This window comes from Mycobacterium farcinogenes (assembly GCF_019739075.1).
GTDB classification, from domain to species: Bacteria; Actinomycetota; Actinomycetes; order Mycobacteriales; family Mycobacteriaceae; genus Mycobacterium; species Mycobacterium senegalense.
The window spans coordinates 4,855,554-4,880,289 of the sequence record NZ_CP081673.1; the positions used below are offsets into that span (position 1 = coordinate 4,855,554).

22 protein-coding genes and 1 pseudogene are annotated in these 24,736 nt (G+C 65.4%); 8 read left to right on the forward strand and 15 right to left on the reverse strand.

Annotated features, from left to right (window positions below):
- Positions 1 to 29 precede the first annotated feature (29 nt).
- The 7 genes from K6L26_RS23060 to K6L26_RS23090 all read right to left on the reverse strand — a co-directional run bounded on the left by K6L26_RS23060 (position 30) and on the right by K6L26_RS23090 (position 6,438).
- Positions 30 to 1,049, reverse strand: a complete 1,020-nt coding sequence (locus tag K6L26_RS23060) for a tetratricopeptide repeat protein (RefSeq protein WP_019343545.1) — start codon at positions 1,047 to 1,049, stop codon at positions 30 to 32.
- Positions 1,046 to 2,272 carry an ATP-binding protein gene (locus tag K6L26_RS23065; protein WP_221851606.1) on the reverse strand — a complete coding sequence of 409 codons (1,227 nt, stop codon included), beginning with the start codon at positions 2,270 to 2,272 and terminating at the stop codon, positions 1,046 to 1,048. Before K6L26_RS23065 ends, K6L26_RS23060 begins: the two co-directional genes overlap by 4 nt.
- A gap of 31 nt (positions 2,273 to 2,303) precedes the next feature.
- Positions 2,304 to 2,603 (reverse strand): DUF4345 family protein, encoded by a 300-nt coding sequence (locus K6L26_RS23070; RefSeq protein ID WP_221851607.1) that lies wholly within the window; start codon positions 2,601 to 2,603, stop codon positions 2,304 to 2,306.
- A 144-nt stretch (positions 2,604 to 2,747) separates the two neighbouring features.
- A complete protein-coding gene (locus K6L26_RS23075) occupies positions 2,748 to 3,650 on the reverse strand; it encodes an alpha/beta hydrolase (RefSeq protein WP_221851608.1) in 903 nt (300 codons plus the stop codon).
- Between the two features lie 169 nt (positions 3,651 to 3,819).
- Positions 3,820 to 4,446, reverse strand: a complete 627-nt coding sequence (locus tag K6L26_RS23080) for a TetR/AcrR family transcriptional regulator (RefSeq protein ID WP_019343541.1) — start codon at positions 4,444 to 4,446, stop codon at positions 3,820 to 3,822.
- 10 nt (positions 4,447 to 4,456) lie between these two features.
- Positions 4,457 to 5,506 (reverse strand): alcohol dehydrogenase catalytic domain-containing protein, encoded by a 1,050-nt coding sequence (locus K6L26_RS23085; RefSeq protein ID WP_085980333.1) that lies wholly within the window; start codon positions 5,504 to 5,506, stop codon positions 4,457 to 4,459.
- A gap of 326 nt (positions 5,507 to 5,832) precedes the next feature.
- Entirely contained in the window at positions 5,833 to 6,438 is a 606-nt protein-coding gene (locus K6L26_RS23090) for a TetR/AcrR family transcriptional regulator (protein WP_085140967.1), read from the reverse strand.
- A 53-nt stretch (positions 6,439 to 6,491) separates the two neighbouring features.
- Here K6L26_RS23090 and K6L26_RS32070 point away from each other — a divergent pair.
- The 6 genes and pseudogenes from K6L26_RS32070 to gjpA form a co-directional block, all read left to right on the forward strand.
- Positions 6,492 to 7,070 (forward strand): annotated as a pseudogene (locus K6L26_RS32070) (DinB family protein); the annotation flags it as partial.
- A 105-nt stretch (positions 7,071 to 7,175) separates the two neighbouring features.
- The gene (locus K6L26_RS32075) at positions 7,176 to 7,556 is read left to right on the forward strand and encodes a GNAT family N-acetyltransferase (protein ID WP_234709339.1); all 381 of its coding nucleotides are present in this window, start codon (positions 7,176 to 7,178) and stop codon (positions 7,554 to 7,556) included.
- Positions 7,557 to 7,647: 91 nt separating this feature from the next.
- Complete coding sequence (locus tag K6L26_RS23100) at positions 7,648 to 8,307, forward strand: TetR/AcrR family transcriptional regulator (RefSeq protein ID WP_221853453.1); 660 nt, start codon at positions 7,648 to 7,650, stop codon at positions 8,305 to 8,307.
- Entirely contained in the window at positions 8,304 to 9,539 is a 1,236-nt protein-coding gene (locus K6L26_RS23105) for an NAD(P)-binding protein (protein ID WP_019347585.1), read from the forward strand. Before K6L26_RS23100 ends, K6L26_RS23105 begins: the two co-directional genes overlap by 4 nt.
- Positions 9,540 to 9,781: 242 nt before the next feature.
- Positions 9,782 to 11,614, forward strand: a complete 1,833-nt coding sequence (locus K6L26_RS23110) for a fatty acyl-AMP ligase (protein ID WP_342394401.1) — start codon at positions 9,782 to 9,784, stop codon at positions 11,612 to 11,614.
- 619 nt (positions 11,615 to 12,233) lie between these two features.
- On the forward strand, positions 12,234 to 13,985 hold the full coding sequence (gene gjpA / locus K6L26_RS23115) for an outer membrane porin GjpA (RefSeq protein WP_221851611.1): 1,752 nt from the start codon (positions 12,234 to 12,236) through the stop codon (positions 13,983 to 13,985).
- Between the two features lie 98 nt (positions 13,986 to 14,083).
- Here the strand turns inward: gjpA and ahcY are convergent, their stop codons facing one another.
- From ahcY to K6L26_RS23145, 6 genes are all read right to left on the reverse strand, one after another.
- The gene (gene ahcY, locus K6L26_RS23120; protein ID WP_019346397.1) at positions 14,084 to 15,541 is read right to left on the reverse strand and encodes an adenosylhomocysteinase; all 1,458 of its coding nucleotides are present in this window, start codon (positions 15,539 to 15,541) and stop codon (positions 14,084 to 14,086) included.
- 134 nt (positions 15,542 to 15,675) lie between these two features.
- A complete protein-coding gene (alkX, locus tag K6L26_RS23125; protein WP_036390006.1) occupies positions 15,676 to 16,299 on the reverse strand; it encodes a TetR family transcriptional regulator AlkX in 624 nt (207 codons plus the stop codon).
- A gap of 53 nt (positions 16,300 to 16,352) precedes the next feature.
- A complete protein-coding gene (locus K6L26_RS23130; RefSeq protein WP_019346399.1) occupies positions 16,353 to 16,538 on the reverse strand; it encodes a rubredoxin in 186 nt (61 codons plus the stop codon).
- Complete coding sequence (locus K6L26_RS23135; protein WP_019346400.1) at positions 16,535 to 16,708, reverse strand: rubredoxin; 174 nt, start codon at positions 16,706 to 16,708, stop codon at positions 16,535 to 16,537. The genes K6L26_RS23130 and K6L26_RS23135 overlap by 4 nt, the downstream gene beginning before the upstream one ends.
- Positions 16,705 to 17,898: an alkane 1-monooxygenase gene (locus K6L26_RS23140; RefSeq protein WP_235624394.1), complete on the reverse strand. Its 1,194-nt coding sequence runs from the start codon at positions 17,896 to 17,898 to the stop codon at positions 16,705 to 16,707. The genes K6L26_RS23135 and K6L26_RS23140 overlap by 4 nt, the downstream gene beginning before the upstream one ends.
- A 253-nt stretch (positions 17,899 to 18,151) precedes the next feature.
- Positions 18,152 to 19,621, reverse strand: coding sequence for an amino acid permease (locus K6L26_RS23145; protein ID WP_019346402.1), 1,470 nt, complete (start codon positions 19,619 to 19,621; stop codon positions 18,152 to 18,154).
- 154 nt (positions 19,622 to 19,775) lie between these two features.
- Between K6L26_RS23145 and K6L26_RS23150 the strand changes: the two genes are divergently transcribed.
- The gene (locus tag K6L26_RS23150) at positions 19,776 to 20,609 is read left to right on the forward strand and encodes a class I SAM-dependent methyltransferase (protein WP_047038076.1); all 834 of its coding nucleotides are present in this window, start codon (positions 19,776 to 19,778) and stop codon (positions 20,607 to 20,609) included.
- A gap of 13 nt (positions 20,610 to 20,622) precedes the next feature.
- Here the strand turns inward: K6L26_RS23150 and K6L26_RS23155 are convergent, their stop codons facing one another.
- The gene (locus K6L26_RS23155) at positions 20,623 to 21,936 is read right to left on the reverse strand and encodes an AurF N-oxygenase family protein (RefSeq protein ID WP_221851612.1); all 1,314 of its coding nucleotides are present in this window, start codon (positions 21,934 to 21,936) and stop codon (positions 20,623 to 20,625) included.
- Positions 21,937 to 22,116: 180 nt separating this feature from the next.
- On the opposite strand from K6L26_RS23155, the gene K6L26_RS23160 reads away from it, so the two are divergent.
- Positions 22,117 to 23,502: an FAD-dependent oxidoreductase gene (locus tag K6L26_RS23160; protein WP_221851614.1), complete on the forward strand. Its 1,386-nt coding sequence runs from the start codon at positions 22,117 to 22,119 to the stop codon at positions 23,500 to 23,502.
- A 4-nt stretch (positions 23,503 to 23,506) separates the two neighbouring features.
- Here K6L26_RS23160 and manA read toward each other — a convergent pair whose 3' ends face one another.
- Positions 23,507 to 24,733: a mannose-6-phosphate isomerase, class I gene (gene manA / locus K6L26_RS23165; RefSeq protein WP_221851616.1), complete on the reverse strand. Its 1,227-nt coding sequence runs from the start codon at positions 24,731 to 24,733 to the stop codon at positions 23,507 to 23,509.
- Between the last annotated feature and the right edge of the window lie 3 nt (positions 24,734 to 24,736).

The following is a 24,736-nucleotide window of genomic DNA, read 5'->3' on the forward strand; positions in this document are numbered from 1 at the left end:
ATCCAGGGAGGCGGTGACCAACCGCTCCCCTACTCACCGCTCAACCACCCGTACACGCGCAGGCACACCGCCCCGAACAACAGCACCGGACCGAAAACCTCCGTCAGCGGAGTCGCTCCCACCACGGCGGTGACCAGTCCGGCGACGATCGCGAAAGCCAGGAACCCCAGCCGCACTGCCAGGAAGCTTCGCTCACGTAGCACCGCCCGCAATATCGGGCGCGGCACGCTGCGCACCAGCCAGACGATCACCCCGGCCAGTCCGAGCGCCAGTACGGCGATGAATATCCTTGGAACCAGCGTCGATTGGGACTTCTCGTGCGTCGCCGTCACAGCGATCAACACGATGCCCAGGAGAATGACGGAGGCGGTGGAAACCCGCAGCACTCGGATCAGCGCTACCCCGATGTTGCGCCGGGCCAATTCGCCCAGCGCCGGATCCAGCCGTCCCGCCCCGAGAAATCCGTTGATCGACGTTGTCAGCTTGCCCCATTTCAGCCGGTTGACCGCCAGATTGTGGACCGCTGAGGCGTGGTCGGGTTCCAACCGCAGGGCCGCCTCGTAGTTGTCCTCGGCAGCGGTGAAACTCCGCATTGCGCGGTGGATGTCACCGCGCAGCACCAGAGCGTCCGCCGACTCCGGTTGTAGCCGCAGCGCTTCGTCGATGACATCCAGCGCGTCGCGTGGACGCCCGGCTTCGAGCAACAAGCTCGCGTAGGTGTAATGCGCGGAATGGATGTGCGGATTCTCCGTGGCCGCCCGCCACGCCATCTGCAACGCTTCCTGCCGCCGGCCCTGCCCGTTCAATGCGAGGGCGTACACGCGCATGACGTGTTCGTCTCCCGGGACGATGGCCAACGCCGCATAGGCGGCCTGTGCCGCACCGTGGTAGTCCTTCAATCCCAGGCGCGCGCGGGCGTACTGGGCCAGAAGGCCGACATGGTTGGGGTCCTCGGCCAACGCCGACTCCAGCACCTCGGCGGCACGCTGGTAATTCCTGGTGCTCAGATAGGCCTCTGCGACACCACCGGGCCCTGCGCCCGCCGTCACCGAAGCTTGTTCCGCCGCATGTACTTCGCCAGGTCGTCGTAGGTGCCGTCACGGTTGCTGAACTCGACGACGTTGCGGGCAGTCTCGAACCAGGGGCCCGTCGAGGGGCGGATCTGGCCGAGCGCAGTCTCGATGTCGGACATCTGAACCGGCCTGACCTGTCCGCTGCGCAGAGACTCGGCCATCGCCAATTGCGTTGCGGTATCGCATACGTGGGCCAGGTCGGCTCCGGAGAAGCCGTCGGTCCGTTTGGCCACCGACGCGAGGTTGATGCCCTCCACCGGCCGATCCTGCAGGTGCAGCTTCATGATCGCCGCGCGGGCCTCCGCGTCGGGCAGAGACACGAAGATCATCCGGTCGAAGCGGCCGGGCCTGCGCAGCGCGGCATCGACGTCCCATGGCGCGTTGGTCGCACCCAGCACGTAGACGCCGTCGTTGGCCGATGTGGCCGAATCCAGTTCTTCCAGAAGGGCGTTCACGACGGTGCGTAGCCCGGCCGACCCGCTCAGCGCGGAACGGCGATGGCCGAGAGCATCCACCTCGTCGAAGAACAGCACGCACGGAGCGTTACGCCGCGCGTTGTCGAAGATCGACCGGACGCTGTGTTCGCTCTCGCCGAGCCAGCGGGACAACACGTCGGCGATCCCGACCTGATAGAAATTTGCGCCGAGCTCGCCCGATACCGCTTTGGCGACGTAGGTCTTGCCGCAACCGGGCGGGCCGTACAGCAGCAGCCCGCCACGCGCGGACACCTTGAACGCCTTCATCAGCTCGGGATTGCGGATGGGGCCGAGCAAGGAGAGCTCGAGCTGCTTCTTGACGTCGGCCATCCCGGCGATGTCGGCGAGCCGGACCGAGGTGCGCTGCACCACGTCGAAGTCGTTCTCGCCGACAGCCTCGGCGGGCTCCTCGACGAACGCAGGCTTGACGATGTCGGCGACCTGCTTCTCGGCGGCCGTCCAGTCGAACCCGCGGGCCGGCTCGGCTGGCGCCGGCGGCGCTGGGGCGGCTGCACCCGCCAGGCCGGCGCTGCACTGTTGCAGCAAGGTCACCGCCCTGGTGTTCGAGGCGTCGCGGGCCAGCACCGCACTGCAATGTGTCAACGCTTCGGCAAAGCGCTGGCGTTCGATCAACAAAGTGGCCAGATGCAGCCGCAACTCCGCCAGCTCCGGGCTGCGCTCCACAGCGGCAGCTAACTCTTCGATGACGGCTTCCTCAGCCATTGGCACCCCCGATCGACCGTTCGTGCAAATCCTATCCGGAGGGTGACGCCGCCCTTCGCGGGTAATCCCGATGCCCCATCGTCGAGTACCACCAGGTGAGCAACGCCGCGAGCAGTTCCACGGCCGCGGACATTATGAAAGCCCAATGTGGCGGTCCACTTTCGACGAACGAGATGGCCCGAACTCCCGCGAGCAACGCCATGATCACGGCCAGTATCCGTAGCGGTACCGCCGCGATGGTGGGTTGCCGGACCGCCCACAGATAAGCGGACCCGAAGGCGATCAAGAACACGCCGCCGGTTCTGATCTCGGTATCGAGGGATGCGGTCATGGCGGCCACTCCGGGGATCGTCCCGACGGAAAAAGGATTCGGGCGGTGCCGAGCACGATGAGCGCGGCCCCGACAACCCAGCCCAACCATCTCAAGATCTTCACGGCCAGCGCCGACCTCCACTCAACACGTCGGGGCGAGATGTCAGCCACCGAGCTCTCGATCCAAAAACGCCAGCAGGGCGCGATGAGTCTGCTCGGTGGCGTCGAGAAACGCTGCGTAGTGTCCACCGGGCAGATGCACGACTCGGCCGTTCGGGGCTCGACGTGCGGCCCGTACGGCCTGACCGGCCGGCGCCACTCCGTCATCGTCGTAGGCCAGGACCAGCGGTGGGCATGCGATCTTCGCGGCGTATCGGGCCGGGCGATACAGGCCGGCCCCTACCGCCGACCGCGCTGCGACTGCCTGCGTCCATTGTGGATAGCGGTTGTCCGGGTTCAGCGCGCGTACGTAGTTCCGAGAGTCCGGCGTCGTGAGGGCGGCGACCGCGCCGCGCTCGCCGGCCAGGGGCACCAACAAGGGAGCCCGACCCAGCGCTTCTCCCACAGTGTCGAGGATCGCCCGGCCGATCAACCGAAGAAATCCCAGTACTGTCGTGTGCCGCAATGCATTCGGCATCAACTGCCATCCGTCGGCGGCAGGGGCGTGGGCAATGGCCGCCGCGAGTTGCGGGTTGCGGGCCGCGACGGTGAACACGTGGCCACCGGAGATCGAAAATCCCCAGACCACCAGTTTGCGGCTGTCCACTTCCGGCAAGGCGGCGGCGAACTCGACGGCCGCCTGGAAGTCCGCAACCTGGTCACGAAACCGGATGAGCTGCCTCGGGGTTCCGGAACTTTCGCCGAGCCTGCGGTAGTCGAACGCCAACACGCTGTAGCCGGCGCTGTTGAGCACCGAGGCGATCTGATCTGTGCCCGCTTCCTTGATGACCGCCAACCCGGCGGCCATCACGACGCAACCGCCGTTGCGGCCGGGATAGTGCCACGCGGCACAGGTTTCGCCGGAGCTGTCGAAGGTGACCTTGTGACGTTGGGTGGTTGTCGGCATATCGCGCCTTTCTCGGTCGCCCGGCCCATGAAGCCGAACTTCCTGTTACAGAGGATGTTTCAGCCCTGCCCTGCAAATGGGGTGCAGACATCACCCCGCCAAGAAAAACATTCGGTATGTATGTAATCATCATACATACCGAATGTATGAAAGCAAGGGCAAGCTGCGTCTAGCCGCGAAGTCCCTCGATGGTGGTGACGACAAGCAGATGGGTGGCATCCACCAGTTGCTTGACCGACCTACGCCGAGCCTGCAGGAGCCACAACGTCGCCGTGGTGGTGATGGCCCCGATGATCCCCTCCGCGATGACCTGCTGCTGCGCCGAAGGCACTGCGCTCTCCGCCAACGCCGGCGCAGCCAAGGCTCGGACCGAGGCGGCGAACCGACGTGTCTGCTCTGCCCACGCCTGGTCCACGGCCGGGCTGACACCCAGAATCTCCAGCAGCGTGATGCGTGCGCGTTTCTGGTCGGCGTCGATGGCTCGGAAGTATCCGCCGAGGGCGGCACGCACCTGCTCAGATAGGTCGTCCCCCGCAGCTGCGACGGCATCGACCATGGCCGTGTGAATTTCGTCGGCGCAGCGCTCGTAGGTGGCCAACAGCAGGGCTTCACTGTCGGTGAACGATTCGTAGAAATAGCGCTTGGAAACCCCGGCCAGCGAGCAGATGCTCTCCACCGATGCCTTTCGGTAGCCGACGGTGCCGAAGGCCTCGACTGCTGCATCGACAAGACTGGTTCGACGCCGGTGTACCCGCTCACTCGCGGCAGCACCACGGTAACTTCGCGATGAGGTCATGGGCGCCCGTTCATTCGTTGATCAGGACGGTTTTCAATGCTTCGCCGCCGCAGTGCTCACGCAAGGCCGCGGGTGCATCATCGAAAGAGGCAACGGTGGAGATCACCACCTGCGGTGTCAGTCGTCGGTGAGCCATCAGATCGAGGACGTCGGGAATGAGCGCGCGCACGTGCGCCCGTCCGACGTGCAGGGTGACGTTGCGAACGTATTCGGCAGCCAGAGGTACCGCCGCCCGGCGATGCAGCGACCAGACACATGAACACGTTCCGTCGGGTGCGGTGTGCCTCAGCACTTTTCGCAACCCACCCGGCGTTCCGGTGGCGTCGACGGTGAGAGGCGCGACGGGCCAGGTGCGTGGTCGACGCGCGTCCAACGCGCTGAAGCCGAGTTCTTCCGCGCGCTGTTGCAGCACGGGCCGAGCGTCGACCACGCTGATCCGCCGCCCACCCAGGGCTCGCGCGATCAGCGCGGTCATCAGTACCGCGCTGGGAGTGAACGGATGGCGCGGGTCCAGGCGCCCGACGATGAGCGTCTCGGCCTCCGGATCAGCGGCCAGTATCCCGGGCAGATGCGGGGCGACCTGCCGGTAACAGTCGCTGATGTTGTCTGCCACGCCGGCGGCCGCAACCGGGTCGACACCAGCCGGCAACGGCACCAGCATCGCGTCTGCGAACGGTACCGCCATGAGATCCGCGAGTGCGCCGCCCCACGCTCCGCCTGCCACACCGAAGCCGTACATCGACGTCGGTGGCACGGCGAGACAACTCGCCGTATGGCCGGCACGGCACGGCGTACAGCACCCGCAGCTGATCTGGAACGGCACCACCACTCGGTCACCGACCGCCACCAAGCTCACTTCCGAGCCCACCTCGACCACCTCGGCCACACATTCATGACCGAGATGCAGAGGTAGCGGAAAAATACTGCGCCCGGTCATCAAGGCGCGATCGACGTCGCAGGTAGCCACCGCCAACGGTCGCACCAGCGCGCCGTCAGGGCCGGGGAGCACGGGCCGCGTCACAGCCTGCCAAGTCGGAGTACCGCCGGCTGCGGCGACCATCGCGCGCATCCGGCCGCGGCCGCGACGACGCGAAGCGGCCCAAACCTGCGCGGCTCGCCGCAACCGTGGCCTCAGGTCGCGCTCCAGCGGTAATCGCGCTGCTGACAACGCATTCGGTGTGAGAAGCCGACCATAGTGACCGAGCCGCGTCCGCGGCCGGACGTCGCATGAAGACACGCGTCACCCTTTCCGTCGGGATCGACAACCGAACCGGAAAGAATCAGGAACGGTGTGGTTCCACTTTTGGTCAGATCACTCGCGCTGTCAATACCCAAGTGTCCGAGCGCTGTCGGGGTCGGCCGTGCGGAAAGCGAACCCCGCCGTGGTCAGGCGTCCCCGAGTGCGTTCAGGAGACGCTCCATCACCGCGCCGGCGTCTTCGCGAGCCCGCTCGTGATCGGTGGCCAGCGCTATGTACAGCGTGGCCTCGCGCATCGCACCCAGCATCATCAGAGCCGTGGCCTCCACGGGTTGTGCGGGTATCCGGCCGGTCTCGATCGCACCCTCGAGCAAGGCCCGGACCAGACCGAGGTTGTAGCGATTGCCGATCTCGGTCCATCGGGTCCATCCCAGCACCGCAGGCGCGTCCACGAGAACGATGCGTTGGGTTTCCGGGTCCGAGCAGGCGTCGAGCCAGAAGTCGGCGCCGAGGCGCATCACTTCGACCGGATCCGAGGCACCAGCCGCGGCGATACGCTCCCCCATCCGCGTCGCCAGTTCCGCCTCGACCGTCTCGAATACTTCGGCGAAAAGCGCCGTCTTGTCGGCAAAGTGGTGGTACAGCGCTCCGCGGGTAACGCCCGCGGCAGCGACGATGCCGTCCAGCGTCACCGCGGCGAACCCCTGCGTGGCAAAAAGGCGACGGCCCGCGGAGATCAGAGCTTCCCGGGTCCCCGCAGAACGCTCGGCCTGGGTGCGACGCGCCGGTGGCATAGACGCCTGCCTTTCATACATACTGAACGTATCAACCTACCCGAGAGCGCGCCGTGACACCCGACTCTCTCAAGAGCGACTTACACCGCTATCTGAAAGAAGCCCGCGCTGCCTTGATCTGGAAGCTGGACGGGTTGTCGGATTACCACGTACGCCGTCCCTTGACCGCACACGGAACCAATCTGCTGGGCTTGGTGAAACATCTGACCGGCTGCGAGATCGGGTACTTCGGCTACGTTTTCGACCGGCCGTTCCCCGACCCTCCGCGATGGTTGAGCGACGCCGAGGATCCCACCGTCGACATGTGGGCGACCGCCGCAGAGAGCCGGGTCCAGATCGTCGACCGATACCGGCAGGCCTGCGCTCACTCGGACACCACCATCGCGGCGCTGGGCCTGGAGCACGAGGGTGTGGTGCCCGGTTGGCCGGAGGAACGGCGCCACGTCACGCTGCATCACGTCCTGGTCCACATGCTCGCCGAAACCTCCCGGCACGCGGGCCACGCCGACATCCTCCGGGAAACCGTCGACGATCGGGCGGGCCTACATGCCGGCCGCACCGGTCTGCCCACCGACGATGCGGGCTACTGGCTCGCGCTGCGACGCCGGATCGAGCATGCCGCCCGCAGCGCCGCCGGGCCGGGCCCGGCGGTGTCCGTGCGGCAGATGACCGATGACGAGTATGCCGTCGCCACCGCCACCCGTCAGGCGGCATCCGTGGAGGAACTGGCCCGTCATATGCCGGAAGCGCAGGCACGAGAACGTTTCGACCGCACCACCGCCGCTCTGCTGCCACAACGCCAGCACACGCCCGGCCACCAGCTCGTCACAGCGCTCGACGACACCGCGACCGCGGTGGGCTACGCCTGGCTCGGACCTGATCCCCGGCAATCCGCCGGCACCGCCTGGCTCTACGACATCCACGTCTTCGAAACGGCGCGCGGGCGTGGTTACGGTCGTGCACTGCTGGCAGCGGTCGAAGGGCTGGCCCGCGACGGCGGAGCAGAAACGTTGGCGCTCAACGTCAATTCCACCAACCGTCGCGCTGTCGACCTCTATCGCGCGGCCGGCTATCGGTCCGAATCCAGTTTCTTGAGCAAGCGACTGCGCGGTCAATAGCGGTTGACGCCGAAAGGGTCTTGCCCTGCCAGCCCCTTTCTGCTGTGCTTGTCTGCAAGCAAGTACTTGCTTGCAGACAGGGAGGTGCACGATCGCGAGCACGACACGGCAGCGCATCATCACCGAGGCGTTACGGCTGTTCGGTGAGCGCGGATACGCGGCGACGACCATCGCACAGATCGAGGACGCCGCCGGGTTGTCCCCTGGTTCCGGGTCGCTGTACCGGCATTTCCGGTCGAAGGATCAACTGCTCTATGAGGCGATCGGTGAGACCCTCGCCGACCGCGATCAGTGGGCGCAGTTCTTCGACCCGGGCTTCTCGGTGAACACGGTGCTCGACCAGATCGCGCCGCATGCCGGGTTGGTGGACAAGATCGTGCTGCTGTGCCAGGTGGGGTTGGCCAGACTGGACCACAACCGCGACGTGACCCGGGTGCTGTACCGGGACAGCTCCGCACCCCCGGAGGCTCTGGAAGTCTTCCGCCGCAACGAATATCTGCAAGTGCTCTCGGTGATCTCCCGTGGACTGGCCGAATTGGCCGGGCCGGTGCACCGTGATCAGGACTGGGACGCCGCGGCCGTGGTGGTGCTCAGTGCGGTATCACATTTCTGGCTGATCTGCGACACGTTCGGCGGTCAGCATCCGGCGGGCATCGACGCCCCGCACTATCTGCGCGCCACCGCGGAGATGATCGCCGCGCGCCTCACCTGGGACGGACCTGGATCGACAACGGGAGGGAAAACATCATGAACGGTCACATCACCGTCATCGGCGGCGGCCTCGCCGGACTGACCGCGGCCATCGCGTGCGCGGAAGCCGGGGAGCCCGTGCAGTTGTACGAAGCTCACGACCGCCTCGGCGGCCGCGCCCGAGCGACCGGCGACCCCTACGTAGTGCACGACGGCGCTCACGTCTTCTACGCCGACGGGCCGCACTACGCCTGGTTGAAGAAACGCGGCTTCGTCAAAGGGCTCGGTTGGCCGGGGCCTGTCGACATGGCCACCCTGTTGCACTTCCGCGCCGGCGGGCGCATCCGCGCCTTCCCCCCGCTGTCGATGCTGCGGCCCCAGTCCCGTAAGTGGTTGACGGCGCCGGTCGACGTGGACTTCCACACCTGGGCCGCCGGCCGATGGGGCGAGGACACCGCCAGGCAGATGGCCAATGCCATCAGCGTGGTGACCTACGACGCCGATACCGGCCGACTCTCGGCGGCTTTCGTCTGGGACCTGTTCCAGCGGGTCCTCGGTCCCAACCTGCCGGCGATCCGCTGGGTACGCGGCGGCTGGCAGACCGTGATCGACCGGATGGCAGCCCGGGCCGCCGATCTCGGCGTCACCGTGCACAGCGGCGCCCGAATGACGGAACTGCCGACCGGCGGACCGGTGATCGTGGCCACCGAAATCAGCTCGGCCCGTGCCCTGCTGGCCGACCAGACATTGGATTGGACCAGCGGACACGCCGCCCTGCTCGATATCGCGGTCCGGCCGGCCCGCCGTGACATCAATTTGGTTTTCGACCTGGACGAGGGTGGCTTCCACGAGAGCTACAGCATGCAGGACGACTCCGTGGCGCCTGCCGGCCAAGCGCTGTACCAACTGCAGATGCCGGTGCGTGAGGGCGAGTCACACACCGGGGCCCACGAGCGCCTGGCCGCCTTCGCCGAACAGGTGTTGCCAGAGTGGCAGAGCCGCAATACTTTTCACCGCACTGCCGTCGCCAAGGGCCGAACCGGCGCGCTGGATCTGCCCGGCTTCACCTGGCAGGACCGGCCCGCCATCGATCGTGGCGCGGGCGTCTACCTGATCGGCGATATGGTGGCCGCTCCTGGCATGCGTGGCGAGATCTCGATCAACAGCGCGGTGATGGCCGCGGCCGCTGCCACCGCAGCGCTTTCGGAGTCCCGGCGCGGTGCCGGGGCCCTCCCCAAGCCTGCGCACAACGGTCGCCCCAGCCGAAACGCCTTGTTCTCCAAGAGGAGATGATGCGGGCCGGCCCAGGACGCGTCGCGGTGCAAGAGGATTCGATCGACGCCCGCTATCACGCGGCCGCCGCCCTGCCCAAGCGGATGAAAACGGAACTCCGATCAGGTCCAGATCGGTCGACAGTGACCACCGTCCCGATCGATAGCTGTGCTTAGCATCTTCTTCCGGTACGGTCTCCTGATCCCAGGAATCGCCGATGGATGAGGAAGCGGATGCACCACCACACAGGGTCCACTGCGCAGGTGGACGCAGCCACCTTGCTGGACCTGCTGCAGCAGCGGGCCGCGACGTATCAAGACAAGGTCGCGTTCAGCTTCTCCTACCACGGCGACGACGAGAACCTCACTCAGCTGACCTATCGCGACCTGGATCGCCGGGCGCGGGCGATCGCGTCCACGCTGCAGAAACTGGGCGCCGCCGGTGAGCGCGTACTGGTGTTGTGTCGGCCGGGCCTGGATTCCATCGCCGGTTTCTTCGGTTGCATCTATGCCGGCGCTGTCGCGGTGCCGGTGCACGAACGGTTGGCGCCGCGACTGTCGGCGGTGGTGCCCGACGCGCATGCCCGCTTCGCTTTGGCCACCGCCGAGACGCAGTCGAAGGTCAAGGCCGCGATCGACGAACTCGCCGAAGGGCGAGACCTGCAGTGGGTCCGCACCGACGAGGACGGCGACGGCGCGGGGCCGGTGCAGGACTGGGTGGCACCCGATCTGGATCCAGGGGCAATCGCCATGGTGCAGTACACATCTGGGTCCACCACCACCCCGAAGGGCGTCGCACTCACGCACCGCAACCTGCTGCACAACATCGCGACGTCCAGCCAGGTGTGGGACGGCGACGACACCGCGATCAGCGTGTTCTGGCTGCCGTCGCATCACGACATGGGATTGATCGGCGGGATCCTGTCGATGCTCTACGTCGGATGCACCACCCATCTGATGTCACCGTCTTCCTTCGTCAAACGCCCGATGGGCTGGCTCGAAGCGCTGTCGCGGCATCGCGCGACTTTCACCGCCGCACCGAACTTCGCCTATGACCGGTGCGTCGAAGAGAGCACCGCCGAGCAGCGCGCGGCGCTGGATCTGTCGAACCTGGCCGTGGCGATGAACGGCGCCGAGCCGGTGCAGGCCGCCACATTGGAGAAGTTCGCCGAGGCGTTCGCACCGGCGGGGTTGCGGCCAGAAGCGCTGTGCCCGGTGTACGGACTCGCCGAGGCCACCCTGCTGGTGTCCGGCGGGTCGGACTCCGCACTGCCGGTCGTCGCGCACGTCGATCGCACCGGACTACAAACCGACCGCGTCATCGAGGTCGACCCCGGACATCGGTCTGCGGTCGCGCTGGTGGGGTGCGGCCGGCCCCGCGGCGGCCAAGAGGTGATCATCGTCGATCCGGTGACCCACCTGCCTTGCGGCGCAGACGAAGTCGGTGAGATCTGGATCGCCGGCCCCAGCGTCGGATGGGGCTATTGGGCGCGGCCGGAGGAAACCGCGCACACATTCGCGGCGGTCCTGCCCGAGTCATCCGGCGGCCCGTTCCTGCGCACCGGGGATCTGGGGTTCCTGCGTTCGGGCGAGTTGTTCATCACCGGACGCTGCAAAGATCTCGTCGTCATCCGCGGCGGCAACTACTATCCCAACGACATCGAGCGCACAGTGCAGGGCTGCCATCCGACGCTCGTGTCCGGCCGCGGTGCGGTCTTCGCGATCACCCCCGGCCTGGGGGCTGTCGAACAGCTGGTGATCGTGCAAGAGGTCGCACGCAATCGAGACGACTCGACCGACCTCGCCCTGGTGGCCGAGTCGGTCCGCGCCGCGGTGACCGAGCGCTACGGGATCGAGCCGAATTCGGTACTGCTCGTGGAGCATCTGTCGATCCCGACGACCTCGAGCGGCAAGATCCAACGCAGTCAGTGCCGGCAACTGTTGCTCGATGACCAGATCGACCCGGTGGCGCACTGGCGTGCGCCCTCGGCGCTCGACGATCTGGACAAGGCCCGCGAGCTTGAGGCTGCGATCCAGATCGCCGAGCTGATCAAGGCCGAGGCCGCCCGCCAACAGCAGGCCGCGGCCGCGAACTGAAGCTGGAAACCCGCGCCCTGTTTGTTTGCTGACCGTGGTTGCACGCCGGGCTCCCAAGGCCCCGCGACGTCGTAATCCGACGGGCAATCTTCATTCCTCGTCGATGTGCGGACGGTACCGCCATCGGAGATGCCCCGACACATGATGGGCGCCGGCAGGCATCGCGCACCGGACAACGCGGGCCCACTCACCACACTCGGCCGTCGTAGCCCCTAACCCCCCGATCGGTTCGGAGAGCAACGGGCAGCGGGCACAGCACCGGATTGAGTCGCATGAGTTATGTTGTCTGACAAATTTTTTGACAGACAACCTGATGTTTCGTGAACGCCTCTCCAATCGCACGTAGGCATCGCGCGGCCTCCGCTGGAAGACGGTTCCCGGCTGCGGGTGCACCTACGCATGCCGGCTGAGCACAACCGCTGCGGCGACATAAGAAAATGTCTAATTATTAGCCCAAAACGGGCTCAAGCCGGGCGAGCAGGCGCTTCTCCGCCAGCACAGCATTGCTCGACCGAGGCAACTCTTATGCCACCTAGGTAGATTGCCCAGATTTTGCAGACGCAACTACTTGGTTGGGCTATGGTCTGTCCGATTATTTACAGATGCGAAAGGAGATGCCGTGCATCTCGTTGCTCAGCCCCACACCGCTGTGGGTGCAAAGCAAGAAGTAACCCGTCACTGGCTGACCGCAACCGGCGTTGTCGTCGCGGCCGCCGGGATGATTGCCGCGGCCCCGGGGATCTCCCCGATCGCTGTCGGCGCCCAGCACGAAATCCAGGCCGACGCAGTGCGACTCACGGCCGGCTGGGATCCCTTCGCTCCCCTGCAGGCGGCGCTCGACACCGCCAAAGCCAACGGCAAGACTCTGGGCGACAACTTCCTGTTGGCCCCGGGCGTCGGCCTTCAACAGGCGATTGCCAACCAGATCGGTTACGCCAAGCAGCTGTTCAATGATCCGTCCAGCTTCGAGGCCGTGTCGCAGCAGTTCACCGCGAACGTGATGAAGGTGGCCACCGGCCTCACCCTGATCGGTGCGGACGAGGCCACCAAGGACGCGGTGCTCAAGCACACGCTCGGCGGCATGCACGGCATGGCGCTCGACATGTTCCCCAGCTTCTTGGAAGAAGGCGTCGACGTCGAGACCTTCTCGGCGGTCATGAGTGTGTTGGCCTCACCGCTCAGTGGCGTCCTGATCGGATTCGCCGGCCCTGTGGTCAGCCCTGCGGTCGCCCTGTTCAACAGCGCCATGGCGATTTCGAACGCACTGCAGGCCAGCGACTCGACGGCCGCACTGTCGAGCCTGCTGGGCGTACCGGCCGGCATGGTCAACGCGTTCCTCAACGGCGCCACCCTCAACCTCGACGCCCTCGCACCGATGATCAACGATGCCGGCCTGATCAAGGACACCGTCACCGTCAGCGGGCTCAACATCGCTTTCGGTGGTCTGCTCACCCCGGGCTCCACCGATCGCAGCACCTACGAGTACACCGACGAAGAAGGCAACAAGGTCACCATCCCGTCGGTCGGCGGCTCGATCTTCAACAGCATCGGGATGGGCATCAAGTTCGGTGCGCTGCCCATCTCGGTCAAGGGCGAGGCGGTCGGCCCGATCGGCGCGCTGCAGGGCCTGTCGCAGACGGTCGGCGTGCTGCTCGGCAGCGGCTGGGATGACTGGGACGGCAAGGGAAATGCCCCCGCCCCCAAGCCCCCGCTGTTCGGGCTCCACCCGCTGGCAACCGGCGACATCCTCAGCGATACCGCCGAAAGCGCCGGCGTCACAAAGCTTCGCGAAGCGCTCAAGGCCCTCGCCGTCAACGACATCGTCAAGAAGCTGCAGGGCACAGACACCGGTGCCGAGGCTGTCGCAGACAAGGCCGCCGACGGCGCAACTGCTGCCACCACGCCGTCTGACGAGGCGGCCGCGGCAACCGAGTTGACCCACACGACGGCGAACAAGATGGTGGCGGTGAGCCTGCCGACCGCCGACGCTGTAGCCACGACCGAGGTCGTCGCCAAGGCCCCCGCCGGCGATGCAGCCGAAAACGCCGGCTCCACAACACCGCAGAAGCTCGATGTGCTGCCGAAGCCGCCGACCACCCGGCCCGACAATTCGTTCGGCAAGAGCCAGCGTACGTTGGCCCAAGGCATCAAGGACGCAGTCAAGAACGCCCGCAACGGATTCACCGGATCCGCAACCGGCACGTCTCGGGAATCGGGCGAATCCACCTCCAGCTCCGCGGATTCGAGCACAGGAATCAATAACTCCAGTGCCTCGAGCTCGGACAAGGGCAGCTCGCACAGCCCTGCCAAGGCCAAGGCCAAGGCCAAGGCGAAAGCCAAGGCCACCAAGGACAAGAGCAACAAGGAGTAGACCCAGCCGAGGTCACCAACCTCGCCGAGCAGAGCCAAAACTGCCCCAAATCAACCGATTTGGGGCAGTTCTGGGTCTGGTCACGCTACTTCAGGAACTCAGTAGCGGTAGTGCTCCGGCTTGTACGGACCTTCGACGTCGACGCCGATGTACTCGGCCTGCTCCTTGGTGAGCTTGGTCAGCGTGCCGCCGAGCGCCTCGACGTGGATGCGCGCGACCTTCTCATCGAGATGCTTGGCCAGTCGGTAGACCTCGTTGTCGTACTCGTCGTTCTTGGTCCACAGCTCGATCTGGGCGATCACCTGGTTCGAGAAGCTGTTGCTCATCACGAATGACGGGTGGCCCGTGGCGTTTCCGAGGTTGAGCAGGCGGCCCTCGCTCAGCACGATGATCGACTTGCCGTCCTCGAAGGTCCACTGATCGACCTGCGGCTTGATGTTGAGCCGCTTGGCGCCGGACCGCTCGAGCGCCGCCATGTCGATCTCGTTGTCGAAGTGGCCGATGTTGCCCAGGATCGCCTGGTCCTTCATCGCCTTCATGTGCTCGAGCAGGATGATGTCCTTGTTGCCCGTCGAGGTCACGACGATGTCGGCTTGGGAGATCGCGTCCTCCACGGTCACGACGTCGAAGCCGTCCATCAGCGCCTGCAGCGCGTTGATCGGGTCGATCTCGGTGACCTGCACGCGGGCGCCCTGCCCGGCCATCGACTCGGCACAGCCCTTGCCGACGTCGCCGTAACCGCAGATCAGCACCTTCTTGCCGCCGATCAGCACGTCGGTGCCGCGGTTGATGCCGTCGATCAGGGAGTGGCGGGTGCCGTACTTGTTGTCGAACTTGCTCTTGGTGACCGAGTCGTTGACGTTGATTGCCGGGAACGAGAGCTCGCCCGAGGCGGCGAACTGATACAGCCGCAGCACTCCGGTCGTGGTCTCCTCGGTGACACCCTTGACCGACTCGGCGATCTTGGTCCACTTGTCCTTGTCGGTCTCGAAGCGCTGGCGCAGCACCCCGAGGAAGACCTTCCACTCCGCGGAGTCGTCGTCCTCGGCGGGCGGCACCACGCCGGCCTTCTCGTACTGCGCGCCGCGCAGCACCATCATGGTGGCGTCACCGCCGTCGTCGAGGATCATGTTCGCCGGCTCCCCCTCCCAGGTGAGCATCTGCTCGGCCGCCCACCAGTACTCCTCCAGCGTTTCGCCCTTCCAGGCGAAGACCGGGGTGCCCTTGGGCTCTTCAGGAGTGCCGTGCGGGCCGACGACGACGGCCGCCGCGGCGTGATCCTGGGTGGAGAAGATGTTGCAGGAAGCCCAGCGAACCTCGGCGCCGAGAGCCACCAGCGTCTCGATCAGCACCGCGGTCTGCACGGTCATGTGCAATGAGCCGGAGATGCGTGCACCCTTGAGCGGCTGTACGTCGTGGTACTCGCGACGCAGAGCCATCAGGCCCGGCATCTCGTGTTCGGCCAGGCGGATCTCCTTGCGGCCGAAATCGGCCAGAGACAGGTCGGCCACCTTGAAGTCGATGCCGTTTCGGCTGTCGGCCTTCAACTCGGTCATGTAGAGCCCTCTTTCATTCGTGATTGCTTGCCAGCGCACGCGGGCGCCAAGCGGCCACGCCACGTGCCGATACCTCTAGCCTGCGGGCTCGCGGGACAGGCGCTCATGCGATTCAAGCGGCGGCGCACTGACAGCTATGGGGTATCTATGACACCGTAGCGCTCTGCGAATGGCGTCATGAGTCGGGCCAGGTCACCGGCCACATCATGATCGGCCTCGGGGGGCATGGAGACGTAACTCATCGCCAGCCGCACGATCGCCCGGGCCAGTACCCCGGCGTCCTCATCGCTGGCCTTCATCCAACTGTTCTGGAAGGTCCCGGTCAGCCGGGCTGAGCACCGGCTGATGATCGGCCCGCTGCCGGTGGTGATGATCTGCAGCAGGTCGGGTTTGGAAGCGCCGGTCAACAGCGAGATCACCAGCGGATCGGCGGCGGATTCGAGAAAGAAGGCCCGGAAGCCTTCCAGGAACGCCGCGTGCACCTCCCCGACGTTGTTGTTGATCGCGTCGTCGACCGCGTCGACGAGCCGGTCCGCCAGGCGCATGGCATATCCCTCGGCCAAGCCCTGGCGCGACCCGAACTCGTTGTAGATCGTCTGGCGACTGATTCCGGCGACCTGCGCCACATGCGACAGCGTGATGGCCGACCAGTCCCGGGTCAGGAGCAATTCGCGCATACCGTCGAGGATCGAATCCCGCAGCAGCACGCGCGACGCTTCCGCGTACGGGATGCGCTGCTTTTCTCGCGGCCGACTCACACGGGCGACAATATCGCTTTCCCGTCCGGTTTCGAGCACGTCGCTCGACATGGTCAAGGCCGCACAACCTCGACCATGTCGAAATCCGCCTTCGCCGCACCGCAGTCTGGGCAGCTCCAGTCATCAGGGATCTCGTCCCAGCGGGTGCCCGGAGCGATGCCGTCCTCGGGCCATCCCTTGGCCTCGTCGTACTCGAATCCGCACTGAACACAGACGAACAGCTTGTAGTCCTGGCTCATTTCTTCACCTCCATCGGTTCGAAATCGATCTTCTCCCGCACCGCGCAGTCCGGGCAGCACCAGTCATCGGGCACCCGATCCCATGCGGTTCCAGCCGGGAAGCCTTCTCGCGGAGCGCCTTTCGCTTCGTCGTAGACGTAGCCGCACCCGGGGCACTCGTAGGCGCTCATGCTCCAGCCCTCGGCTCCTCGCGCAAGCGCTCGTCGGCGGCCCCCTCACCGGCGCCGTACCGAGCCAACACCTTCTCCCGCAGCCGCGGGGCGATGTTCACCTTGGTGATGTCACCCTCGTAGTGCTCCAGCACCCGATGGTCCATCACCTTGCGCCACAGCGGCGGCAGGTACGTGAGCCCGATCAGCGACGCGTAGCCGCTCGGCAGGTTGGGTGCGCCGTCGATGCTGCGCAAAGTCTGGTACCGGCGTGTCGGATTGGCGTGGTGATCGCTGTGACGCTGCAGGTGGTACAGGAACAGGTTGGTCACGATGTGGTCGGAGTTCCAGCTGTGGACCGGGGCGCAGCGCTCGTACCGGCCGCTCGCGGTCTTCTGCCGCAACAGCCCGTAGTGCTCCAGGTAGTTCACCGACTCCAGCAGGCTGAAACCGTAGATGGCCTGAATCAGCATGAATGGGATGACGCCGAGGCCGAAGATCGCGATCAGCGCCCCCCAGAACACCACCGACATCGCCCAGGCGTTGAGCACGTCGTTCGACCAGTGCCACGGCGAGCGGTCCTGGCGGCGCAGTCGCTGGGCCTCCAGCTCCCACGAGGAGCGCAGGCTGCCGAACACGCTGCGCGGCAAGAACTCCCAGAAGGTCTCACCGAAGCGCGCCGACGCGGGGTCCTCGGGCGTGGCCACCCGCACGTGATGGCCACGGTTGTGCTCGATGTAGAAGTGGCCGTACCAGGTCTGGGCCAGCGTGATCTTGGACAGCCAGCGCTCCAGCGAGTCGCGCTTGTGCCCCATCTCGTGTGCGGTGTTGATGCCCACCCCTCCGAGCACACCCACCGACAGTGCGATGCCGATCTTGGCCGGCCAGCCCAGCCCGCCGTCGAACCCGAGCCAGCTGAGATCGGACGCCGTGAACAGATAGGCCCCCATGATCACGCTCGCGTACTGGAACGGGATGTAGACGTACGTGCAGTACCGGTAGTACTTGTCGTTCTCCAGCCGCTCCATCACCTCATCGGGCGGGTTCTGCCCATCGGGGCCGAAACGCAGATCCAGCAGCGGCAGCAGGACGTAGAGCAGGATCGGTCCGATCCACAGCGGTACCTGTGCTGCGACGTGCCAACCGGCCTGATTGAGCGCCCACACCAGGGGAAGCATCACGAAGATCGCCGTCGGGGCGATCAGCCCCATCAGCCACAGATGCCGCTTCTTGTCTCGCCACTGTCCGACGTCTGAGACGTCCGGTCCGTTCGAGAGTTCGGCCACCACGATGAGCCTCCTTGTGTGAGTGCTGTCACTGCGATGACTTGACTATATGCGCCTCATTGTCGCGTGTCTAGACATCGAGGCAGCATTTGTAAACCACAATGAGTGCAGCAGGTCACAGTCGGGAAGGACAGTCGGGAAGGACAGTCGGGAAGGAAGGGGTCCGCAGAGGCGGGGCTCAAACGGTGGTGACGCCCCGGTTGGCGAGCGCAGAGTGGCGCCGGCCGTATGCGAAATACACCAGGACGCCGATCGCCATCCACAGCAGGAACCGGATCCAGGTCAACCCGGTCAGGTTGAGCATCAGCCACAAGCACGCCAGGATCGCGGCGATCGGCAGGATCGGCACCCCTGGCACGCGGAATCCGCGCGGCAGGTCGGGCCGGGTCCGGCGGAGCACGATGACGCCCGCCGAGACCAAGACGAAGGCGAACAACGTGCCGATGTTGACCATCTCTTCGAGGCGCCCCATCGGAAACACCGACGCGGCGATCGCCACCAACGCACCGACGATCACGGTGATCCGGACCGGCGTCCCGTGACTACCGGTGACGGCCAACTTGCGGGGCAGCAGGCCGTCGCGCGACATCGCGAACAACACCCGGGTCTGTCCGAGCATCAGCACGATCACCACCGTGGTGAGGCCGGCCAGCGCTCCGACCGAGATCACCTTCGCCGCCCAGTGCACCCCGTTGGCATCGAATGCCGTGGCCAGGTTGGCGTGGCCGTCCGGCGCATCCCGCAGCACGGTGTAGGACACCATGCCCGAGAGCACCACCGACACCGCGACATAGAGCACCGTGACGATGCCGAGCGAGGCCAGGATGCCGCGCGGCACGTCGCGTTGCGGATCGCGTGTCTCCTCGGCCGTCGTGGCGACGACGTCGAACCCGATGAAGGCGAAGAACACGATCGAGGCGCCGGCCAGCACGCCGTACCAGCCATAGTGGCTCCCCTCGGCCCCGGTCAACAATGAGAACAACGACTGGTCGGCCCCGCTGGCACTCTCACCGGCCTGGTTCGGCGGGATGAACGGGGTGTAGTTGGCGACGTCGATGTAGAACGCGCCGACCACCACCACCAACAACACCACCCCGACCTTGATGGCCGTGATCAGCAGACTGAACAGCGCCGAGACCTTGGTGCCGATCGCGAGCAGGATCGTCACGAACACGATGATCAGCAGCGCGCCCCAGTCGACCTCCACACCTCCGAAATCGGCTATCCCGCCGCCGAATCCGAACACCGTTCCGAGGTAGCTCGACCACCCCTTGGCCACCACCGCTGACGCGACGGCGAACTCCAGGATCAGATCCCACCCGATGATCCATGCCGCGAACTCACCGAACGTGGCATACGAGAATGTGTAGGCGCTGCCGGCCACGGGCACGGTCGAGGCGAACTCCGCATAGCACAAGGCGGCCAAACCGCATGCCACAGCCGCGATCACGAACGCGATCGAGATCGCGGGCCCCGTCAAGTTCCCCGCGGTGGAGGCGGTGATGGTGAAGATGCCGGCACCGATCACCACCGACACCCCGAAAACCGTCAGGTCCCACCAGGTGAGGTTCTTGCGGAGCCGGGTCGAGGGCTCGTCGGTGTCGGCAATGGACTGCTCGACAGACTTCGTTCGCCGAAGGGCAGACATAGGTAGTGACGCCTCTCGTCGTGGCCGGGTCACGCCATGTTCCCATCGCGGTGGCGTCCAGACGGGTAGGACCCTCAAACTGCCGCCCAACTGTGCCCTTGGGCAGGAATGGGACCTACGTCACACTTGGCCTTGATCGTGATACGGTTCGCGCGTGGCCGACCTTCCGTACTTCGACCTGCTGATTGATGAACGGCAGGACGGCGGTGAAAGCGGCCAGCTGTGGAAGGACCAGGTGCACTGGGGCTATTGGGAGGACCCCAGCACTGCGGATGGCACGCCGGGTGACTATGTCGCCGCCATGGAGCAGATGAATGTCGTATTGCTCGAGGCCGCAAAGGTTTCCGATGGACAGAAGCTGCTCGACGCCGGCTGCGGTTTCGGCGGGACGATCCAGCAGATCAACCGCACCTTTTCCGGTATGGACCTCACCGGCCTGAACATCGACCCGCGCCAGCTCCAGGCCGCCGAGGCCCAGGCCGTTCCGGTCGACGGCAACAAGATCGGCTGGGTGGAAGCCGATGCCTGCCGGCTGCCGTTCGAAGACAACTCGTTCGACCGGGTCCTGGCCGTCGAGTGCATCTTTCACTTCCCGTCCCGCGAGAAGTTCCTCGCCGAAGCGGCGCGGGTGCTCAAGCCCGGCGGCTACCTGGCGGTGTCGGACTTCGTGCCCACCCTGTCGTTCTTCGGCAAGACACCGTTCTGGATGGTCATCCGGACCCGGATCGCGAAGTCCTACGGCACGCTCGGCAGCGTTCCGTTGCGGGGCTATAAATCCATGGGCAAGCGTGCGGGCCTTGTCCTCGAGGCGAACCGCAACATTCGGAAGAACACGTTGCCCACCTACCCCTTCATATTGAAGTTCTGCCGCGAGCAGGGATCAGCGGATGCGCAGAAGGTTCTATCGGTGGGTACCCGCTGGATGAAGTGGCTGTCCAAGCTCGGCTTCATTCAGTACCGGGTTTACACCTTCCACAAACCGGTCTGAAATCGGACACACGTCAGAGGGTCGGCAGGAATTCGGCGAGCGCCAGGATCATGAGCACCACCAGCGCCAGCCCGATGAGGCCGCCGACGGGAATCATGGCCATGCACACCACCACCCACACCAAAAGTCGCGGCCATTCGAACGGCTGGTTGCCGACCACGCCACCACGTCGCTCCCGCAGTATGTGGTAGGTCGCCCATACCCCTGCTCCGGCAGCGGCGGCCGCGATGATCTGCGCTCCGTCGGGAGTGATCACCAGGGCAACGGCCGCCATGATCGCGGTGGCGGCAAGTCGAGCCCAAACCGTCGTCCGAATCTCGGCAAGTTGCGAGACGGTCGCACTTTCGAACAATCGATTCGGCTCACCACGGTAGCGGGGTAATCGACCGTCGATGCCCAGCGCCCGCCAGATCCAACGCGACCAGACCGACCGAAGTCCGAGACGATCGGCTACTCGCCGAGCATCCGCGGCCGACTCGGCCATCATCTGCCGCGAGTATTCACTCCGCCAGTAGGCGGACTTGAAGGTTCGGCGTGGCACCTGGAATTCGCGTGCGAACGCCCTTGGCGGGGTGAATATCTCACCCATCAGCCATCGGAGGAAGAGCGGGAACATCACCGCGTACACAGCCCGCTTCCACCGCCCCGAGTACTGAACACGCTCAGCCAAATGGTCGTCGGCAAACGAAATATGACGGGCTTCCTCCGCCAGGTGGATATAGATGATGCGGTTCAACAGCGGCGGCATTCGTCGGCTCCCGCGCAAGAGAAGCGTCTGCTGAAAGTGCACCGGCTGTTCACCGCCGAGCACACCGATGAAAAGCAGGACACTCAGATATCCGCTGATGAAACCCACGAGAGGGCCCAAGATTCGAGACATCCGCCGCATGCCAGGAACGTCTTGACCGTTTCGATTGATGAATTCCTGAAACATCTGAATGTGGTTACATTCGTCTGTTACCTCATGCATCAGATACCGAAAAACCGGATCGGAATTGGGCAGTTTCCCCGCGTAATGCACCACGCCGCGAATCAGGATCATCTCGAACTGGATCCCGACCTTGAAGGTATTGGCGGTAATCCATCTTCCCATGTCCACACGCTTTTGAAGCGGTTGCTCGGCGTACCACGCGGTCGCCGCTAGCGGGCTGGCATCAACGCGGAGCTCCCAGCGAGGATCATCGGCATCGAGGGCATTCTCGGTTGCGTTCCAATCGATATCGATGAATGGATCGAACCGTAGTCGGGTCGTCGCGAAGGAGAGGGCCTCCACCACGGGAGGGTGCAAGTGCTCTGCCGTGTCATCCGCGTCGCCGACCGTCGTCATTTCCCCATCCGTTGACATGTGAGTTTCCCGAAGAGGGTAGCAACCTGAGAGCTGCATCACACTCTTAGCCACGGCATTGTGCCATGAGTTGTTGCAGGCCCCATAGCAGAGGGATGGCAAATGACGTTGCCGCTCATTCCGGCTCGGTTCACGCCAGGTTCGCAGTACCGTAGCCGTCTAATGAGCACCGATCACCACACTTCGCGAAACCATGCAGTCGTCGTCGGGGGCAGCATCGCCGGCCTGTGCGCCGCGCGGGTACTTGCCGATCACTACGATCGCGTCACCGTCTACGAACGTGACGAACTGCCTGACGAGCCGGTGAACCGCAGCGCCATCCCGCAGGGGCAGCACGTCCACCTGCTGATGGCCCGAGGGGCCGACGAGTTGGAGGCGCTGTTTCCCGGATTGCTCGGCGACATGGTGGCTGCGAACGTTCCGGTGGTCGAGAACCGACCGCGCTCTATTCACTTCGAAGCCGGCGGCCATCTGCTCGGCACCGGCCAGACGCTTGAGTCCAACTTCACCGCCTACGTGCCCAGCCGCGGGCAGCTCGAATGGCAGATACGCCGACGGGTGTCGGATTTGCCGAACGTGCAGGTCCTGCGCCGCGGGGTGAGCGAGCCGCAATACGACCCGGGTGCCGCACGAGTGACCGGGCTGGTGCTCGACGATGGTGAAAAGGTCGAGGCCGACATGGTGGTCGACGCGTCCGGGCGCGGCAGTCGGCTGCCGGTGTGGATGGAGCAGTGGGGCTTCGAGCGACCGCCCGAGGAATCGATCAAAGTCGGCGTTACCTATGCGTCGCAACGCGTCAGAATCCCGGCCGAGCTCATCACCGAGAAGATGGTCGTCGTCAGCGCGGCGCACGACAGCGGTCTGGGTATGGGCATGTTGTTCCACGAGGACGGTATCTGGACGGTGACGGCGTTCGGCGTCGCCAAGGCCGAGCCGCCGAATGATTTCGCCGGGATCAAACGGCTGGGCGAGACCGCCCTGCCACCGCACCTCGCGACTGCGCTACGCGCCGGCGAGGCAGTGGGCGGGATGAACTTTCACCGCTACCCGGTCAGTAAGTGGCGCCGGTACGACAAACTCAGCCGGTTCCCGGACGGAATCTTCCCCTTCGGCGATGCGGTGGTCAGCCTGAATCCGACGTACGGCCAGGGCGTGACCATGTCGACCGTGCAGGCCGCCAACCTGCGCCAGGTGCTCGCAGAAGGAACCCAGGACCTGATTCCCCGGCTGGCGAGGCGAACCGCGAAAACCACTTACCCGGTGTGGACCATGAACTCGGTCGCCGACCAGGTCAAGCACGGGGCCGAGGGCGACCGCGCGTTCTGGTTCAGCCCGCTGTTCGGTCTCTTCGACCAATTCCTGGGCGCGGCTGAGACGGATCCCGTACTGGCCGAGTGGTTTCTGCGGCGCACGAGCATGCTCGACAGCCTCTGGCTGACACCACCGCCCCGGATCGTCGGACGTGCGATCCGCCACAACATCAAGGCCTGGCTGGCCGAACGCCGTCGCCCCGACCGCTCCGAGGCAGCCCTCGCCGCCCGCGACTGAGCCGTCAGATCCCGATGGTGACGCGGAACAACTTCGTCGGCTCGGCGGCCGTCAGCCGGATTGGGCCGTCCTGCGCCGCCACCCACGCCGCCGCGCCGCGCTCCACGGTCAGCTTGTCGTCGTCGGCGTAGATCACCGCCGCACCTTCGGTGCACAACAACAGCTGCGGCCCGTCGTGGTGGGAGCGCACGTCGATCTCGTCACCGAGGCGGTCACCCTCGACCGACAGCACCGAAACCGCGAATTCCTGCGCCGGTGTCTGGTAAATGGTTTCCGGTCCGTCCGTGAGGGTTTCCGGCCTCAGCCGCTCATCGGGGGTGGGCGTGAAGTCCAGCACCCGCAGGAGTTCGGGGACATCGACGTGCTTCGGGGTCAACCCTCCGCGCAGCACGTTGTCGGAGTTGGCCATCACCTCGACGCCGACCCCGTGCAGATACGCGTGCAGGTTGCCCGCGGGAAGATAGATGCCTTCCCCGGACTGCAGGCTGATGCGGTTGAGCAACAAGGACGCCAGCACGCCGGCATCGCCCGGGTAGCGCTCCCCCAGCTCCAGCACCGTTTTGACCTCGGCGGCGAATTTCTTTTCCCCGGAACGGATGTAGTGCACCGCTCCGTCGAGAACAGCTGGAACCAAAACGTCGAGATCAGGCTGGGGCGCGGTGATCCAGGTGGTGAACAACGCCCGCAACCCGTCCGCGTCGGATTGATCGGAGAGCAGGTTGATGAACGGGTCCAGGTCCGAGACCGCCAGTGCGCGCATCAACTCGACGGTGTGATCCACCGGCCGGAAACCGGCCAGTGCATCGAATTGCCCTAAGGCGACCAACAATTCGGGTTTGTGGCTGCGGTCGCGGTAGTTGCGGATCGGCGAGGACACCGGAATCTCAAGTCGGTCCTCGCGGTCGAAACCCTCCCGGGCCTGGACGGCACTGGGGTGCGCCTGCAACGACAACGGTTCGTCGGCAGCCAGCACCTTGACCAGGAAAGGCAATGCATCACCGAATCGGGCGATCGCCACGGTGCCCAATTGGCCCTCGGGGTCGTCGTGCACTGCCTGCAGCAGCGATTCTTCACCGTGCTCGGTCTGCAGCCACGCCGGGTCGCCCGGATGCGCTCCGAGCCAGAGTTCGGCCTCCGGATGGATTGTCGGGCTGGGCCTTCCGGTGAATTCAGCGATTGCCGTGCGCGAACCCCAGGCATAGGTCCGCACCGCTCCCCGTAGCAGATGCACTTC